Source organism: Rhizobium sp. C104 (assembly GCF_022354505.1).
Taxonomy (GTDB): Bacteria; Pseudomonadota; Alphaproteobacteria; order Rhizobiales; family Rhizobiaceae; genus Rhizobium; species Rhizobium redzepovicii.
Genome location: NZ_CP092348.1, coordinates 4,066,690 through 4,080,320, shown reverse-complemented (window position 1 = coordinate 4,080,320; position 13,631 = coordinate 4,066,690). Strand labels below are relative to the sequence as shown.

At 62.0% G+C, this 13,631-nt stretch carries 17 protein-coding genes and 1 pseudogene; 8 read left to right on the top strand and 10 right to left on the bottom strand.

The genetic code is table 11. From position 1 onward, the window contains the following. Positions 1 to 75: 75 nt before the first annotated feature. The 3 genes from MF410_RS21240 to MF410_RS21230 all read right to left on the bottom strand — a co-directional run bounded on the left by MF410_RS21240 (position 76) and on the right by MF410_RS21230 (position 1,879). Positions 76 to 435, bottom strand: a complete 360-nt coding sequence (locus tag MF410_RS21240; protein WP_003567048.1) for a response regulator — start codon at positions 433 to 435, stop codon at positions 76 to 78. A gap of 116 nt (positions 436 to 551) precedes the next feature. Continuing rightward, entirely contained in the window at positions 552 to 1,094 is a 543-nt protein-coding gene (gene hpt / locus MF410_RS21235; protein ID WP_003567049.1) for a hypoxanthine phosphoribosyltransferase, read from the bottom strand. A 134-nt stretch (positions 1,095 to 1,228) separates the two neighbouring features. After that, positions 1,229 to 1,879 carry a hypothetical protein gene (locus MF410_RS21230; RefSeq protein WP_131711806.1) on the bottom strand — a complete coding sequence of 217 codons (651 nt, stop codon included), beginning with the start codon at positions 1,877 to 1,879 and terminating at the stop codon, positions 1,229 to 1,231. Between the two features lie 206 nt (positions 1,880 to 2,085). Between MF410_RS21230 and ftsE the strand changes: the two are divergent. The 4 genes and pseudogenes from ftsE to MF410_RS21210 all read left to right on the top strand — a co-directional run bounded on the left by ftsE (position 2,086) and on the right by MF410_RS21210 (position 5,443). After that, positions 2,086 to 2,744, top strand: a pseudogene (ftsE, locus tag MF410_RS21225) (cell division ATP-binding protein FtsE). Next, positions 2,737 to 3,750, top strand: coding sequence for an ABC transporter permease (locus MF410_RS21220; RefSeq protein WP_097629648.1), 1,014 nt, complete (start codon positions 2,737 to 2,739; stop codon positions 3,748 to 3,750). The pseudogene ftsE and the gene MF410_RS21220 overlap by 8 nt, the downstream one beginning before the upstream one ends. 67 nt (positions 3,751 to 3,817) lie before the next feature. Next, positions 3,818 to 4,534: a YdcF family protein gene (locus MF410_RS21215; RefSeq protein ID WP_097629647.1), complete on the top strand. Its 717-nt coding sequence runs from the start codon at positions 3,818 to 3,820 to the stop codon at positions 4,532 to 4,534. 111 nt (positions 4,535 to 4,645) lie between these two features. Continuing rightward, entirely contained in the window at positions 4,646 to 5,443 is a 798-nt protein-coding gene (locus MF410_RS21210) for a 1-acyl-sn-glycerol-3-phosphate acyltransferase (protein ID WP_097629646.1), read from the top strand. A gap of 2 nt (positions 5,444 to 5,445) precedes the next feature. Here the strand turns inward: MF410_RS21210 and MF410_RS21205 are convergent, their stop codons facing one another. Continuing rightward, entirely contained in the window at positions 5,446 to 5,976 is a 531-nt protein-coding gene (locus MF410_RS21205; protein ID WP_097629645.1) for a gamma-glutamylcyclotransferase, read from the bottom strand. A 50-nt stretch (positions 5,977 to 6,026) separates the two neighbouring features. On the opposite strand from MF410_RS21205, the gene MF410_RS21200 reads away from it, so the two are divergent. Further along, positions 6,027 to 7,043, top strand: a complete 1,017-nt coding sequence (locus tag MF410_RS21200) for a DUF2125 domain-containing protein (protein WP_097629644.1) — start codon at positions 6,027 to 6,029, stop codon at positions 7,041 to 7,043. 96 nt (positions 7,044 to 7,139) lie between these two features. Here the strand turns inward: MF410_RS21200 and MF410_RS21195 are convergent, their stop codons facing one another. From MF410_RS21195 to MF410_RS21180, 4 genes are all read right to left on the bottom strand, one after another. Beyond that, on the bottom strand, positions 7,140 to 7,559 hold the full coding sequence (locus MF410_RS21195) for a GNAT family N-acetyltransferase (protein ID WP_097629643.1): 420 nt from the start codon (positions 7,557 to 7,559) through the stop codon (positions 7,140 to 7,142). 2 nt (positions 7,560 to 7,561) lie between these two features. Then, positions 7,562 to 8,488 carry a prephenate/arogenate dehydrogenase family protein gene (locus tag MF410_RS21190; protein WP_097629642.1) on the bottom strand — a complete coding sequence of 309 codons (927 nt, stop codon included), beginning with the start codon at positions 8,486 to 8,488 and terminating at the stop codon, positions 7,562 to 7,564. Next, positions 8,485 to 9,582 carry a histidinol-phosphate transaminase gene (hisC, locus tag MF410_RS21185; protein ID WP_179867196.1) on the bottom strand — a complete coding sequence of 366 codons (1,098 nt, stop codon included), beginning with the start codon at positions 9,580 to 9,582 and terminating at the stop codon, positions 8,485 to 8,487. Before hisC ends, MF410_RS21190 begins: the two co-directional genes overlap by 4 nt. A gap of 90 nt (positions 9,583 to 9,672) precedes the next feature. Further along, on the bottom strand, positions 9,673 to 10,449 hold the full coding sequence (locus MF410_RS21180; RefSeq protein WP_003589943.1) for a class I SAM-dependent methyltransferase: 777 nt from the start codon (positions 10,447 to 10,449) through the stop codon (positions 9,673 to 9,675). 53 nt (positions 10,450 to 10,502) lie between these two features. On the opposite strand from MF410_RS21180, the gene gloB reads away from it, so the two are divergent. Together gloB and MF410_RS21170 are read left to right on the top strand one after the other, a co-directional pair. Beyond that, positions 10,503 to 11,273 carry a hydroxyacylglutathione hydrolase gene (gloB, locus tag MF410_RS21175; protein ID WP_097629655.1) on the top strand — a complete coding sequence of 257 codons (771 nt, stop codon included), beginning with the start codon at positions 10,503 to 10,505 and terminating at the stop codon, positions 11,271 to 11,273. Beyond that, on the top strand, positions 11,273 to 11,695 hold the full coding sequence (locus tag MF410_RS21170; protein ID WP_097629640.1) for a cupin domain-containing protein: 423 nt from the start codon (positions 11,273 to 11,275) through the stop codon (positions 11,693 to 11,695). Before gloB ends, MF410_RS21170 begins: the two co-directional genes overlap by 1 nt. 2 nt (positions 11,696 to 11,697) lie before the next feature. On the opposite strand, the gene MF410_RS21165 is transcribed toward MF410_RS21170, so the two are convergent. Together MF410_RS21165 and MF410_RS21160 are read right to left on the bottom strand one after the other, a co-directional pair. After that, the gene (locus MF410_RS21165; RefSeq protein WP_097629639.1) at positions 11,698 to 12,588 is read right to left on the bottom strand and encodes an EamA family transporter; all 891 of its coding nucleotides are present in this window, start codon (positions 12,586 to 12,588) and stop codon (positions 11,698 to 11,700) included. 31 nt (positions 12,589 to 12,619) lie between these two features. Continuing rightward, complete coding sequence (locus tag MF410_RS21160; protein WP_097629638.1) at positions 12,620 to 13,396, bottom strand: DUF3108 domain-containing protein; 777 nt, start codon at positions 13,394 to 13,396, stop codon at positions 12,620 to 12,622. Between MF410_RS21160 and MF410_RS21155 the strand changes: the two genes are divergently transcribed. After that, positions 13,395 to 13,631 carry a hypothetical protein gene (locus MF410_RS21155; RefSeq protein ID WP_131711804.1) on the top strand — a complete coding sequence of 79 codons (237 nt, stop codon included), beginning with the start codon at positions 13,395 to 13,397 and terminating at the stop codon, positions 13,629 to 13,631. The two genes, MF410_RS21160 and MF410_RS21155, sit on opposite strands and share 2 nt — an antisense overlap.

Here is a 13,631-nt window from a genome sequence, read left to right as displayed (position 1 = left end):
TGTTAAACCTGTGTCACGTAAAAAATATGCATGACGCCGCCCGAAACCCATTCAGGCGTTTCGGCGGTATGCTTCTCAGGCGACGAGCGCCCGGGCGACTGCTTTGCGAATATCGGGAAGCGCGAAAGGTTTCGCGACGACGTCGATGATCTTTTCGGCAAGATCGTCGGCCCGTTCGCGCTGCTCGGCATAGCCGGTCATCAACAGGATCTTCAGGCCGGGAAAGGCGTCTTTTGCCTGGTGGGCGAGTTCGATGCCGTCCATTACGGGCATGCGGATATCTGAAAGCAGCAGATCGTAGGCCCCGTCCCTCAGCTTCTCCAGTCCCTCGGCGCCATCAGCCGCTTCATCGGTCTCGTGACCGTCGAGCCTGAGCGCCCGGGCTACGAAAGACCGCAGGGAGTCCTCGTCTTCCGTAATCAGAATTCTTGCCATATGTGCATTGCTCCGTCTTCAGCCCACGACGGAAATCACCAGACTTTCCTTTTCGATCGGTAAAGATGTCGAAGCGATGGACGGAATGGTTAACAACCCGTCTCGACAGCGCCAGCTCAGGCGTCGCCGGTGACCACGCCGACGAAGGGCAGTTCGCGAAAGGCGTAAGCCACATCCATGCCGTAGCCGACGACGAAATAGTCGGGGCATTCGAAGCCGACATAATCGGCCTCCAGCTTTTCCTTGCGCTTGACACGCTTGTCGAGCAGCACGGCAATGGTGACGTTGCGCGCACCGCGCTCGAACAGCAGTTCCTTGGCAAAAAGTAGGGTGCGGCCGGATTCGAGGATATCGTCGATCAGCAGGACGTCGCGGCCATGGACGTCGCTGTCGATATCCTTGACGATGCGCACGCCCTGCGAGACCGTGCCAATGCCATAGCTCGACAGGGTGATGAACTCGACCTCCGGGGCAAGCCCGCTATCATGCAGGGCGCGGATCAGGTCGGCGGCGAAGATGAACGAACCCTTGAGCACGGCGATGACGAGCAGGTCCTTGGTCGGCCCGTTGGCGATCTCCCGCGCCATCGAATGATTGCGCTCGGCGATCTGCTCGGCAGTGAAGAGCGGCTCGATATTTTTTCCGCGCACGACAGGCATAAGGGCTTGCTCCATGAAAAGAAGGGTAAGCCGTTAGCACATATGCGAGCTTGAAACAGCCTCGTCAGCCATGAAATTAACGGTATTGGCGTGACTTGCGGGGGAAAGCCAGCCATTCCGTGTCAAGTCGCTCTCTACGGCAGGAACGACAGCCTGACTTCCGGCAGTTTTCCACCGGCATGCTGGACGCGTGCCGAGAAGCCCCGGCTCTGGCCGCCATAGATGACATCGGAGGGCGGATTGATGACAATGCTTGCGGTCAGTCGCTCGTCGGTCACAAGATCGGCGCGGATCGGATGCACCGTCTGCGTCGTGCCGCTGTCGTTTTCGATGATGCCGTTGATCACGAGCACCCGCATGCCGTTCGCGTCACGCGGCGCCACCGTCACATGGGTGAAGTGTAGCGGCGCTCCGGAATAGGCCGGCTCGGCGGAAAAGCCGGAGAAGCCGCCCGCAAGCCCGAAGACGAGTACGGCGAGCGCCAGCACCAAGCCTGCGAAGCTCCGAATCGACGCCCGCTGCAGGAAAACTTCCACGTCGCGCAGAACAGTTGCCATCGCCGGTGTCTGCGGCGGCTGTGCTGCCTGTGCTTGCGCCGCGCGCCGGCGGTTGTCGTTATAGGTCCTCGCAGTGAATTCCTTCGGGCGGACTTTGCCGAGCGTGACGAATTCCGCGTCGGAAATATCGGCGGGACGCGCGGCCCGGTACTTTCGGGCTGCAGGTTCCGGCGGCAGGAAATCATAGGCCTGGCCTGGCGCCCGGCGGCTGAAGGAGGATGCTTCCATGGTGGCTGCCTCGCAGATGTCCACATGGTTTCGCTGCCGGGGACAATCTTGGCATTGAAACGAATCCTGCTCAGTCGTAAATTTTAATGGTTAATGCTTCGCAAAGATCGCCATCAAACGGGCGTCTTTCCGGCAAAATTTACCGGCTGTTAACGGTGTTGGTTAACAAGTCACGCGGTGAAACCCACAACAGACTGAGCTGCCCGTTGATCCACTTCGAGAATGTCGGTTTGCGCTATGGCATGGGCCCGGAAATCCTCCGGGACCTGACCTTCGACATTCCGAAGAAATCCTTTCAGTTCCTGACGGGCCCATCGGGCGCCGGCAAGACGTCGCTGCTGCGGCTGCTCTTCATGTCGCTGCAGCCGACGCGCGGCCTGATCCGCATGTTCGGGCGCGACATTTCCGAAATCCCCCGCCCCGAACTGCCACTGCTGCGCCGCCGCGTCGGCATCGTCTTCCAGGATTTCCGTCTGCTCGATCATCTCACCACCTATGAGAATGTGGCTTTGCCCTTACGGGTGCGCGGCAAGGATGAGAGTTCCTACAAGACCGACGTCCTGGAACTGTTGAAATGGGTGGGCCTCGGCGAACGCATCAACGTGCTGCCGCCGGTGCTCTCCGGCGGCGAGAAACAGCGCGCCGCAATCGCCCGGGCGCTGATGGACCGGCCGGAAGTGCTGCTTGCCGACGAACCCACAGGCAATGTCGACCCGCCGATGGCCAAGCGCCTGCTCAATCTTTTCCTTGAGCTGAACCGCCTCGGCACAGCCGTTGTGATCGCCACGCATGACCTGGCGCTGATGGAACAGGTGGAAGCCCGCCGTATGATCCTCTCGGGGGGCATCTCGATATCTATGACTGAGCCTCCATCCAGAAACCCGGACAAGGCGCCGGCCAAGACTGAGCAGAAGCGGCCGGAAATGCGCGTGCGCCCGACGGCGCCGATCCTGCCGCCGTCCAACATCCAGGGCAGCGCCTTGATGGTGGTGATATCGATCATGGCCTTTCTCGCCTGCCTGACGCTCGGCGGCGTCAGCATGGTCCGCTCGACGGCGGCGAGCTGGGAGAGCCAGATCTCCCGCGAGATCACCATCCAGATCAAGCCGGACGACAATCTCGACATGGAAAAGGCGCTGACTCAGGCGCGTGACCTGGCGCTGACCTTCGTCGGCACCAAGAGCGGCCAGATCGTCGACGAGGCGGCCACCGCCCGCCTGCTCGAACCCTGGCTCGGCCCCGGTCTCGATCTCAAGGACCTGCCCGTTCCCCGCCTCGTCATCATCACCATCGACGAGAGCAATCCGCCGGATTTCGATTCCATGCGGGCGCTGCTGAAAGACAGTATTCCGCAGGCCACCCTCGACGATCACCGCACCTGGGTCGACCGGCTGGTGTCCATGGCCCATACGACCGTGATGATCGGCACCGGCATCCTGCTCCTGGTCTTCTCGGCGATGGTGCTGACCGTCGTCTTCGCCACGCGCGGCGCGCTGTCGGGCAACCGCCACATCGTCGAAGTTCTGCACTTCGTCGGCGCCGAAAGCTCCTTCGTCGCCACCGAATTTCAGAAGCATTTCCTGAAGATCAGCCTCAAGGGCTCGGCGATCGGCAGCGCCCTTGCCGCTCTCTTCTTCGCCACCGCCGGCTTTTGGCAGAGCCGCACGCTGGCCACCCCGGAAACCGATCAGGCGACGGCACTGTTCGGCACCTTCTCCGTCGGCGTGCTCGGTTATGCCGGCATCTTCGCAACGATGATCGTCATTGCCCTTCTGACGACCTTCACCGCGCGCCTGACCGTCATGCGGACGATCTATGAAATCGATACATTGCGCTCGGACCCGACACGCACCGACGGCATTGCGAGTTGATCGTGACCATGCCGTTTTGTGATGAAAGCGTCTGTTCCGCGCCGCAATCAGCGTATAGTCACGATTCATGACGATGGGAGATACGACACCCAACCCGATTCATCAGGACCCGGGGCTTGACCGCCCGGTGGCGTTGCCGCCGCGGCGCGGGCTGATCCGGCGCCTGTTGCGCTGGGGCGGTTTTGCCTGCGTGCTGGCGATCGCGCTGGTGTTCGGCGGTTTCCTGCGTTTTGCCGATTCGGTCACGACGCTGAAGCCGCCGGCCGAGCCGAAGGCCGATGCGATCGTCGTGCTGACGGGCGGCTACCAGCGCATCGACCAGGCCGTGGAACTGCTGCAGAAAGGCGCCGGCAAGCGCTTGCTCATCTCCGGCGTCCACCCGACGACGACCCCGGCGCAAATCCGCAGGATGACGCAGGGTTCGGCCGATCTTTTCTCCTGCTGTGTCGATATCGGCTACGATGCGATCGACACGATTGGCAATGCCGAAGAAGCTTCGAACTGGATCCACGCCAAGGGATATCGCAGCGTTCTGATCGTCACCAACAACTACCACATGCCGCGCAGCCTTGCCGAACTCTCCTATGTCGACCCCGATATCGAGTTCATCGCTTACCCTGTGGTCAATTCGGATTTGAAGAGCCGAAACTGGTTCACCGACCCGAATGCAATGCGCGTCATGCTGGCCGAATATGCCAAAGTGCTGTTGACCGGCGCCCGCAACATCACCGGCTTCGGCCGCCACACAGGGCTGCGCTCGGCCAGCGCTACCGCCCAGCAATAGAGCGCCGCGTCCGACTCGCTTCCGGCTTTTGCATCAAGGCGGAATCAAACGCTTTTTATGACGGGCAATATCGTGTAGGCCGGTCGCGTGAGCATGCCTCGGGAAAGTTTCATGATCGCCCTGCGTTCCGTCCTCTTCAACATGATCTTCTACGCCAACCTCATCATCAGGATGATCGTGCTCTCGCCCTATTATTTCCTGGCGCCGCGCCTGACCGCCTATGCGATCCCGAAAAACTGGGCGCGCTCCAACCATTGGCTGATGCGGGTGATCGTCGGCACCACCTTCGAGATCGAAGGCTTGGAGAACCTGCCGGAAGGCAGCTATATCCTGGCGCCGAAGCACCAGTCCTTCTGGGATACCTATGCCCTGCTGCCCTGGCTGAAAGACCCGGTCTACATTCTCAAGCGCGAACTGATGTGGATTCCGCTGTTCGGCTGGTATGCCAAGAAGCAGCGGGTAATCCCGGTCGATCGCGGAGCCCGCGGCAAGGTGATGGTGGAGGTGCTGAAGCGCACGAAGGAAGAGCTTTCGACCGGCCGCCAGCTGATCATCTATCCCGAGGGCACCCGCCGTCCGCCGGGCGCCGAGCCGGTCTATAAATACGGCATCGCTCGCATGTATCGCGATCTCGCCATCCCCGTGGTGCCGATCGTCATGCATCCCGGACTGTTCTGGCCGCGCCGGAGCATTCGTCGTTATCCCGGCCATTTCAAGGTGAGAATCCTGCCGCCGATCATGCCGGGAATGGATCCGGACGCGTTTTTCGCCCATCTGATCGAGGTATCGGAGCGGGCAAGCGACGAGCTTCTGCTCGAAACCGTCGAGGCTAACCCGCATGTGCCGCTGCCGCCGACTGCGGTCGAAAGGGTAGCGGAGCTTCGTAAGCTGAAGGCGGCGACCGCCTGAAGTCACACGGCGCGCAGCCGCTCCACTTCGCCGACGACCTGTTCAAGCCAATGGTCGCGAATGCCCATCTGCCGCAGATGCGCCAGCGTGTTGAAGACATAGGCGTCGTTGGGGCCTGACTGACCCTTGGCCTCGTTCACCACCCGCGCCGCCGCAAGCGCGTCGAGCGTGCCGGCATATTGCTCGTGGTCGCGATCAGCGATGTAAGTCACCGCCTCCATCCGGCGCCGGCCGGCAAGCTGCAGCTGCACCCGGCGCTCCAGGTAGACATTGGTCACCAGCTCGCGGGCGCGGAGATAATCGATCACCTCATCCCATTTTTCCGGGGAAATGCGGAACGCCATGCCGCGGCAGGCGCCGCCCCTGTCGAGGCCGAGAACCAGGCCCGGATTGTCGCGCGTGCCGCGATGGACGAAGGAGCGGACGCAGAGCGAGCGCCTGTAGCCGTAGATCAGAGCCTCTGCCCGCTCCGTGAATTCGAAGCCCGGATTCCACATCAGCGAACCGTAGCCAAATACCCAAAATTCGTCCATATCGCACGCCAGACCGGAATCACATTTGCGATTCACCATTGGAGAACATCATGGCAGCGTCAAGCCAATCCGGTAGCAGCCAATCCGGCAGCGGTAAGAAATTCTGGCTGCTGGGCGGCGGCATCCTCCTGGTGATCGCGCTTTATACCGGCGGCTGGTTCTATGCGGCCTCGGCGTTGAAGACCACGGTGCTGAAGGCGATCGCGCCGCGCGATCAGGCAGGCGTCAGCGGCGAATGCTCCGATATCGAATTCCGCGGCTATCCTTTCCGTATTGGGCTGTTCTGCTCGAAGATCGATGTCGACGACACTGCCAACGGCGTCTCCGCCACCTTTGGCGCGTTGCGTTCGGCAGCCCAGGTCTATGCGCCCGGCAATATCGTCTGGGAGCTCGATTCGCCGGCTGAAATCCGCACCAGCAACGGCCTTTCGATCTCGGCCCAATGGGCAAATCTGCAGGCGAGTCTGGCGACCAAACTGCAGGGCATCAATCGCAGCTCGACCGTGATCGAGGGCCTGAAGGCGACCGCGGTTTCCTCCTATACTGGCCAGACCATCAGCTTCGATGCGGCTCGCACCGAGATCCATCTGCGCCAGAACGGGGCCGATCTGGACGGCGCAATCTCCGTGCAGGATGCGAATACGGCGATCAAGGACTGGCCGCAGATCTTCCCGAAATTCTCTGCCAGCGTCGATCTGACCATCGCCGGCAAGGCCGGCCTGATCGACGGCAGCGACCCGAGCGGCCTCAATGGTGCCGCCGGCGAACTGCGCCGCATCGTCGCCGACATCGGCGACGGCAAGGTGATGACGCTTACCGGTCCCTTCTCCGTCGACGAGCACGGTCTGCTCTCGGGAAAATTCAAGCTGGAGATCGAACAGCTCGGCCCCTGGGGCGACAGCCTGAAACAGGCCTTCCCGGATATCGCCCCGACGGTCAAGACGGCGACGAAGCTACTGCAGTCGCTGGCCGGCGGCAAGGACAAGGTCTCCGTCGATCTCGTTGTCGATCGCGGCAACGCCACCGTCAGCGGCTTCATCCCGCTCGGCCGGATTCCGCCGATCTAATGCATGTCGCCCGGAAGCGTGCAGCGGTCCCGGACAACGACATGCAATACAAAGGGCTAAAGCGCATCGCATGAATCAAATTTGATGCGACGCTCTTTAGTCAAGTTTCTTGAGGAAGAAGATTTCCGGCACCGTCTGGATGCCGGGCAGCTCGATCGATCCGGTTTCGGAAAAACCGTTGCGGCGATGCCAGTCCTGTGGACGGCTTTCGTCGCATTCACTCGATGTCATCAGCAGACGCGCGCCGCTCTCACGCATCTCACCTTCCCAGGCGCGATAAAGCGCCGTACCGACACCGGACCGGCGATGGCCTTCCTGCACACGGATCATTTCCAGATAGGGAATCCTGCCCCAGAAGCGGGAAAACCGCAGGAAGCCGACAATCTCACCTTGTTCGCGGGCGACGAAGTATTCGCCGAGATCGATACAGCGCAAGACCCACTGTTTGCCCACATGATCGTCCTCGCGAAACAGCCAGTCCTTGTCGGTTAGGCCGGGCTTCGCGATTTCCACCATCGCTATTTCTTTTCCAGTGGATGCGGCCGGCCGAAATCGGGTGCATCCACATCCTGGCCTGCCTGAACGATCGAGCGACGGATGGCGCGGGTACGGGTGAAGAGTTCGAAAATCTTGTCGCCTTCGCCCCAGCGGATCGCGCGCTGCAAATAGGCGAGATCTTCCGAGAAACGCGCCAGCATTTCCAGGATCGCATCGCGATTGTGCAGGCAGACATCGCGCCACATGGTCGGGTCGGAGGCCGCAAGGCGGGTGAAATCGCGAAATCCGGACGCAGAATACTTGATGACTTCCGATTCCGTCACGGTCTCCAGATCGTCGGCCGTGCCGACGATATTGTAGGCTATCAGATGCGGCAGATGAGAGACGATCGCCAGCACCTTGTCGTGATGCTGCGCATCCATTTCATCGACTTTGGAGCCGAGCGTCTCCCAGAAGCCACGCAGCCGTTTCAGTGCTGTTTCATCGGTGCCTGCGACCGGCGTGAAGATGCACCAGCGGCTTTCGAAAAGACCGGGAAAGCCGGCATCCGGGCCGGATTTTTCGGTGCCGGCCAGTGGATGGCCGGGAATGAAATGCACACCGGCCGGAATATGCGGCTGCATCTGCGCGATGACCGAGGCCTTGGTGGAGCCGACATCGGTGACGATCGCTCCGGGCTTCAAGCTTGCCGCGATCTCTTTCGCCACACTTTCCGAAGCGCCGACCGGCACCGAGACAATCACCAGATCGGCACCCTCGACCGCATCCGCCGAAGAGGTCGTGTAGCGGTCACCGAGGCCAAGCTCTTCGGCACGCTTCAGCGTTTCGGGGCTGCGAGTGGCGACGACGATCTCTCTGGCGAGGCCGAGCCGCCGGATATCGTGGGCGAGCGAAGAGCCGATCAGGCCGATGCCGATCAGCGCGATACGATCGAACTGCACGTTCATGCCTTGTGTCCCATGAATTCGGTGAGTGCGGCGATGACGCCGCGGTTGGCCTCTTCGGGGCCGATGCTCATGCGCAGCGCATTGGAAAAGCCGTAGCTGCGCACGGCGCGCAGAATGTAACCGCGGCTAGTCAGCAGATCGTCGGCATCGGCGGCGCGCTTGCCTTCGATCTCGGGGAAATGAATGAGGACGAAATTGGCGACCGACGGCGTCACCTTCAGACCGATCTTTTCGAGTGCCTGGGTAAGCGTTTCCACCCACATCTGGTTGAAAGAGATGGCCTGCTGGACGAAGGCCTGGTCGCGGATGGCCGCGGCCCCGGCGGCGATTGCCGGCGCGTTCAGATTGAAGGGCCCGCGCACGCGGTTCACCGCGTCGACGATCTCGGCCGGCGCATACATCCAGCCGACGCGCAGCGCCGCCAGTCCGTAGGCCTTCGAGAAGGTGCGGGTCATCACCACGTTGGCATTGGAAGACACGACCTCGATGCCGGCTTCATAATCGTTGCGGCGCACATATTCGGCGTAAGCCGCATCGAGCACCAGGACGACATGTTTCGGCAGCCCGGCCTGCAGGCGGCGGATCTCGCTGACCGGAACATAGGTGCCTGTCGGATTGCCGGGATTGGCGATGAAGACGATCTTCGTCTTCCCCGTCACCGCGGCAAGGATCGCATCGACATCGACGGTGTGATCCTTTTCCCTGACGACGACAGGCGTGGCCCCGGCGCCCTGGATCTGGATCTTGTAGACGAGGAAACCGTGCTCGGTGATGATGCCCTCGTCGCCAGCGCCGAGATAGACATGGCAGAGCAGGCCGAGCAGCTCGTCGGAACCGTTGCCGCAGAGGATGTTTGCCGGGTTGAGGCCGTGCACGGCGGCGATCGCCTCGCGCAATTCCACCGCCTGCCCGTCGGGATAACGCCCCAGATGGTTGGCAGCCGCCTTGCAGGCTTCGATCGCCTTCGGGCTGGCGCCGAGCGGCGTTTCGTTGGACGAAAGCTTGTAGACCCGGGCAACTCCCGGCGCATGTTCCTTGCCCGGCACATAGGATGCGATATCGAGAATACCGGGACGCGGAACGGGCTTGCTCATCTCAACGCTCATGGGTCGACCTTGGAATTGCCGGAAATGACCACGTGGCATTAAAGCGGAATGCCGTTCTTGTCGAGAGCCGGGAGGGCGTCAGCGATTGCGTGTGGTCGGCACGCCATGGGGTGCCAGAACCGGCACGAAGACGCGGCGTGAGGCGCGTGCGGCAACCGGCAGCCCCTGATAGAGCCGCTTCTGCGCCTCGACGATGATGACGCCCGAGAAGGCCGGCCACAGGGTCCGCCCGATCCGCTCGAAGGCGCGTCGAAGCCGCAGGATGGTCCTGAGCTTCGAGGGCGGGAAGAACAGCGCTTCGGCCGTCGCGCCGGGGGTGAAATTCGTCTCGCGCAGCAGAGCCGTCAACTGCCCGCGGGAATAGGGCCGGCCCGAGCCAAACGGCGTATGTTCCATCCGCGCCCAGACGCCGCGCCGGTTCGGCACGACGATGACAAGCCGTCCGCCCGGCGCCAGCACCCGCCAGAGTTCCTTCAGCGTCTCGCGCGGGCTTTCGGCAAATTCCAGCGAATGCACCATCAGCACCCGATCGATCGAGGAATCCGGCAGCGGCAATTCCTCGTCGAAGACCAGTGTTGTCGACGAGAGCGAGCCCATCGGCCAGTTTACCGCGCCCTGCCCGGCCGGCATGAAGGCGAAGGTCCGCTCGGTGTCGGCCTGGAAGCGGTCGAGGAAGGGCACGGCGTAGCCGAGGCCGACCAGCCGCTCCTGCGGCAGCCGCACCCAGAGCGACGACAACGCCATGGCGATCGACTGCTCGGCAAGACGCCCGAGCTCGGAGTGGTAGAACTGGCGTAGGTCGACGATATCGGCGTGCATTGCGACAAATGTTATCAGCGGGCGGTTGGACTTCAAGGCCGGACCCTCTACATTTCCGCGAGACTCGCATGACAAGGGACTATTGCACGATGAAACCTTTGGAATTGGACGTTTTTCTCTGCCGCACCGACAATTTCGGCGTTCTCGTCCACGACCCGGAAACAGGATTTACCGCAGCGATCGACGCGCCGGAGGAGGCGCCGATGCTGGAAGCGGCGACACGCCGCGGCTGGAAGATTACCCATATCTTCACCACCCACCACCACACCGACCATGTCGCTGCCAATCTGGCGCTGAAGGAGCAGTTCGGCTGCGAGATTATCGGCCCGATCAACGAAGCCATTGCCATTCCCGGCCTCGACCGGACGATGGCCGATGGCGACAGCTTCCTTTTCGGCGATCACACGATCAACGTCATCGAGACACCCGGCCACACCGCCGGCCATATCTGCTATCACTTCGTCGACGACAAGCTGCTCTTTGCCGCCGACACGCTGTTTGCCCTCGGCTGCGGCCGGCTGTTCGAACGTCCCGCCGCCGACATGTGGCATTCGCTGCAGAAGCTTGCCGTGCTGCCCGATGAGACCGCCATCTATTTCGGCCACGAATACACTTTGTCCAACGCCCGCTTCGCACTGACAGTCGACCCCAGCAACGAACGGCTGAAGGGCCGTGCCGCCGAGATCGAGGCCTTGCGCGCCGACGGCAAATTCACCATTCCGACGACGCTGGGCCTGGAAAAGGAAACCAACCCGTTCCTGCGCGCCGCCGATCCGGCGATCCGCCGCAATCTGCTGATGGAAGGCAAGACCAATGAGGAAGTCTTTGCCGAAATTCGCAAGCGCAAGGACAATTTCTGATGTCGCCTGACGACATCATCCGCGAACTCGGCATGCAGCCGCATCCGGAAGGCGGCTGGTACGCTGAGACCTTCCGCGATACGGCGGGCGGAGAACGCGGCCATTCGACGGCGATCTATTACCTCCTGACCGAAGGGCAGCGCTCGCACTGGCATCGCGTCCACGACGCGGTGGAGGTCTGGCATTATTACGCCGGCGCGCCGCTCTCGCTGCACCGCTCTGCAGACGGAACGACAAGCGAGACCCTGACGCTCGGAACAAACCTGGCGGCCGGCGAACGGCCGCAGGCGATCGTTCCCGCTAATTGGTGGCAAGCGGCCGAAAGCCTCGGCGATTTTACCCTGGTGGGATGCACCGTCTCACCCGGCTTCGAATTTTCGAGCTTCGAGATGGCGCCAGCAGGCTGGACGCCCGGCGGCTGAGCTCATTCCGCCGCCGCAGGCTGCACTTGAGTTTTGCGGCGGAACATATCCCGAGCAGCCAGCGCCGCGCCGCCGGTGACGAGCAGGCAGGCAAGCGCGATGCGCCAGCTCGGCTCGGCAAAGCCGAACAGCGTCAGGATCAGCGTCGACAGCAGCGGTGCGGCATAACTGGCCGCGCCGAGGATCTGGATATCACCGTTCTTGACGCCGTGGTCCCAGGCGTAGAAGGCGGCACCGACCGGTAGGAGCCCGAGCTCGGCGACGGCGAGCCATTCAAAAGGCGTGGCCGGCCAGACGGTCGTCTCCAGGCCGAGATGGCAGATGAGCGACAGGATCGAGGTTGCCAGGCAGAAGCCGGTGACGACATCGGTGGAGACGGCGTCGAAGCGCCGGGTCAGCAGCGAATAACCGGACCAGGTGAAGGCGCAGAGGAAAGCGGCGGCGTAACCGACGGAATAGGCGCCGTTGAAATCGATGCCGTTGCGGCCGACGATCAGGAAGGTGCCGCAAAGCCCGGCAAGGGCGCCGGCTACATGATACCAGCGCAGCCGCTCGCCCGGCAGCAGCGCCGAGCCGACGACGATCAGCAGCGGCCAGAGATAGGCGATCAGCCCCGCCTCCACCGCCGGTGCGTTCCTGAGCGCGGTAAAATAGAGGAAATGATAGCCGAACAACCCTGAGATGCCGATGATCCAGGCCTTGGCCGGCTGCTTCAGCAGTGCCAGCCGCGCCGGGTTGGCGACAAGCACGGCGAGGCCGGGAAGGCTGCCGATCGCAAAGCAGACGGCCGAAAGCTGGAACGGCGGCATCTTGCCGGAAGCGGCCGTAAACAGCGCCAGGAACGACCACATCAGGATCGCGGTAAAACCGATCAATGTCGCGCGAAGTTTCACCCGTCCCCCTTTGACGGAGGCATGAACTCCGTCAGCTGCTGCCGTATTTGACGGCCGTGATCGTCACCATCCCATATTCGGTGGGAATGCGCACATAGACGGGAGCGTATACATTTGCCGCGTCCGACTTGGCAAACCAGATTTCCATCCGGTCGCTCTTGCTGAGATAGACGATGTCCTTGCGGCCCTTCTTGTAGCCCGAGCGCGGCACGAAGCGTACGCCGCAGACGACCGCCTTGCCCTTGAAGCCGTTGGTCGAAAAGTCCTCGTCGCCCTTCGGCGACAGCACCAGATCCATGCGCGTCTCGCCGTCGAAGATCGGCAGCGTCTGCGAGCAGACCTTGGTGTCGCCGGTGAAGACCAGGCCGGAGATCGGATCGAGCACCGAGCGCATATCGCGCGGCGTCACGTCGATCCAGTTCTTCGGACGCTTCGGCGGCGGTGTCGTCGTCGCCGAGACGATGTTGCCGTCGCGGTAGCTGACCTCGTAGACGCGGGCTTTTTTACCGCTCTTGTAGTAGAGCGAATAATTTTGCGCCTGCAGCCTGTCGTTGCGCACGACGCCGGTGACGCTGGTTTTGGCCGAAATCGTCGTTACCAGATCGGCAAGACCGGCCGAGTTGATGCTGCCGGCAATGTTATAGCTGTGATCGTCCTCGATCTTTGTCAGAAACGCGGCGCGCGCGATCGGCAGGCCGGCAAGCGTCACCCGGTATTCCGTCCGATGCTGGATTTCGGCCGCCGATGCCGGTATGGCAAGCAGCGCTGCGATGGCCGAAATGAAAATCCGTCTGCCCGAATGAGCCATGAGTGAAGCCTTGTCTTGCCGCGCGCCGGCAGCCTTTGCCAGAGCGCTCTATACTCCTGCCTTGATGGGAAGAAAACAGCAGCTTTTTGACAGAATTGCGGGAAAGCCCAAGGTTTGGCTTGACGCGGCCAGCCTGTCTGACTATAGAACCGCAACTTTCCAATCATGCCCGTTGGATTGCGCGCCTGGTTTTGCCGGGAATGGCAATTCGATGGCCCGAGAAAAACAAGAATAG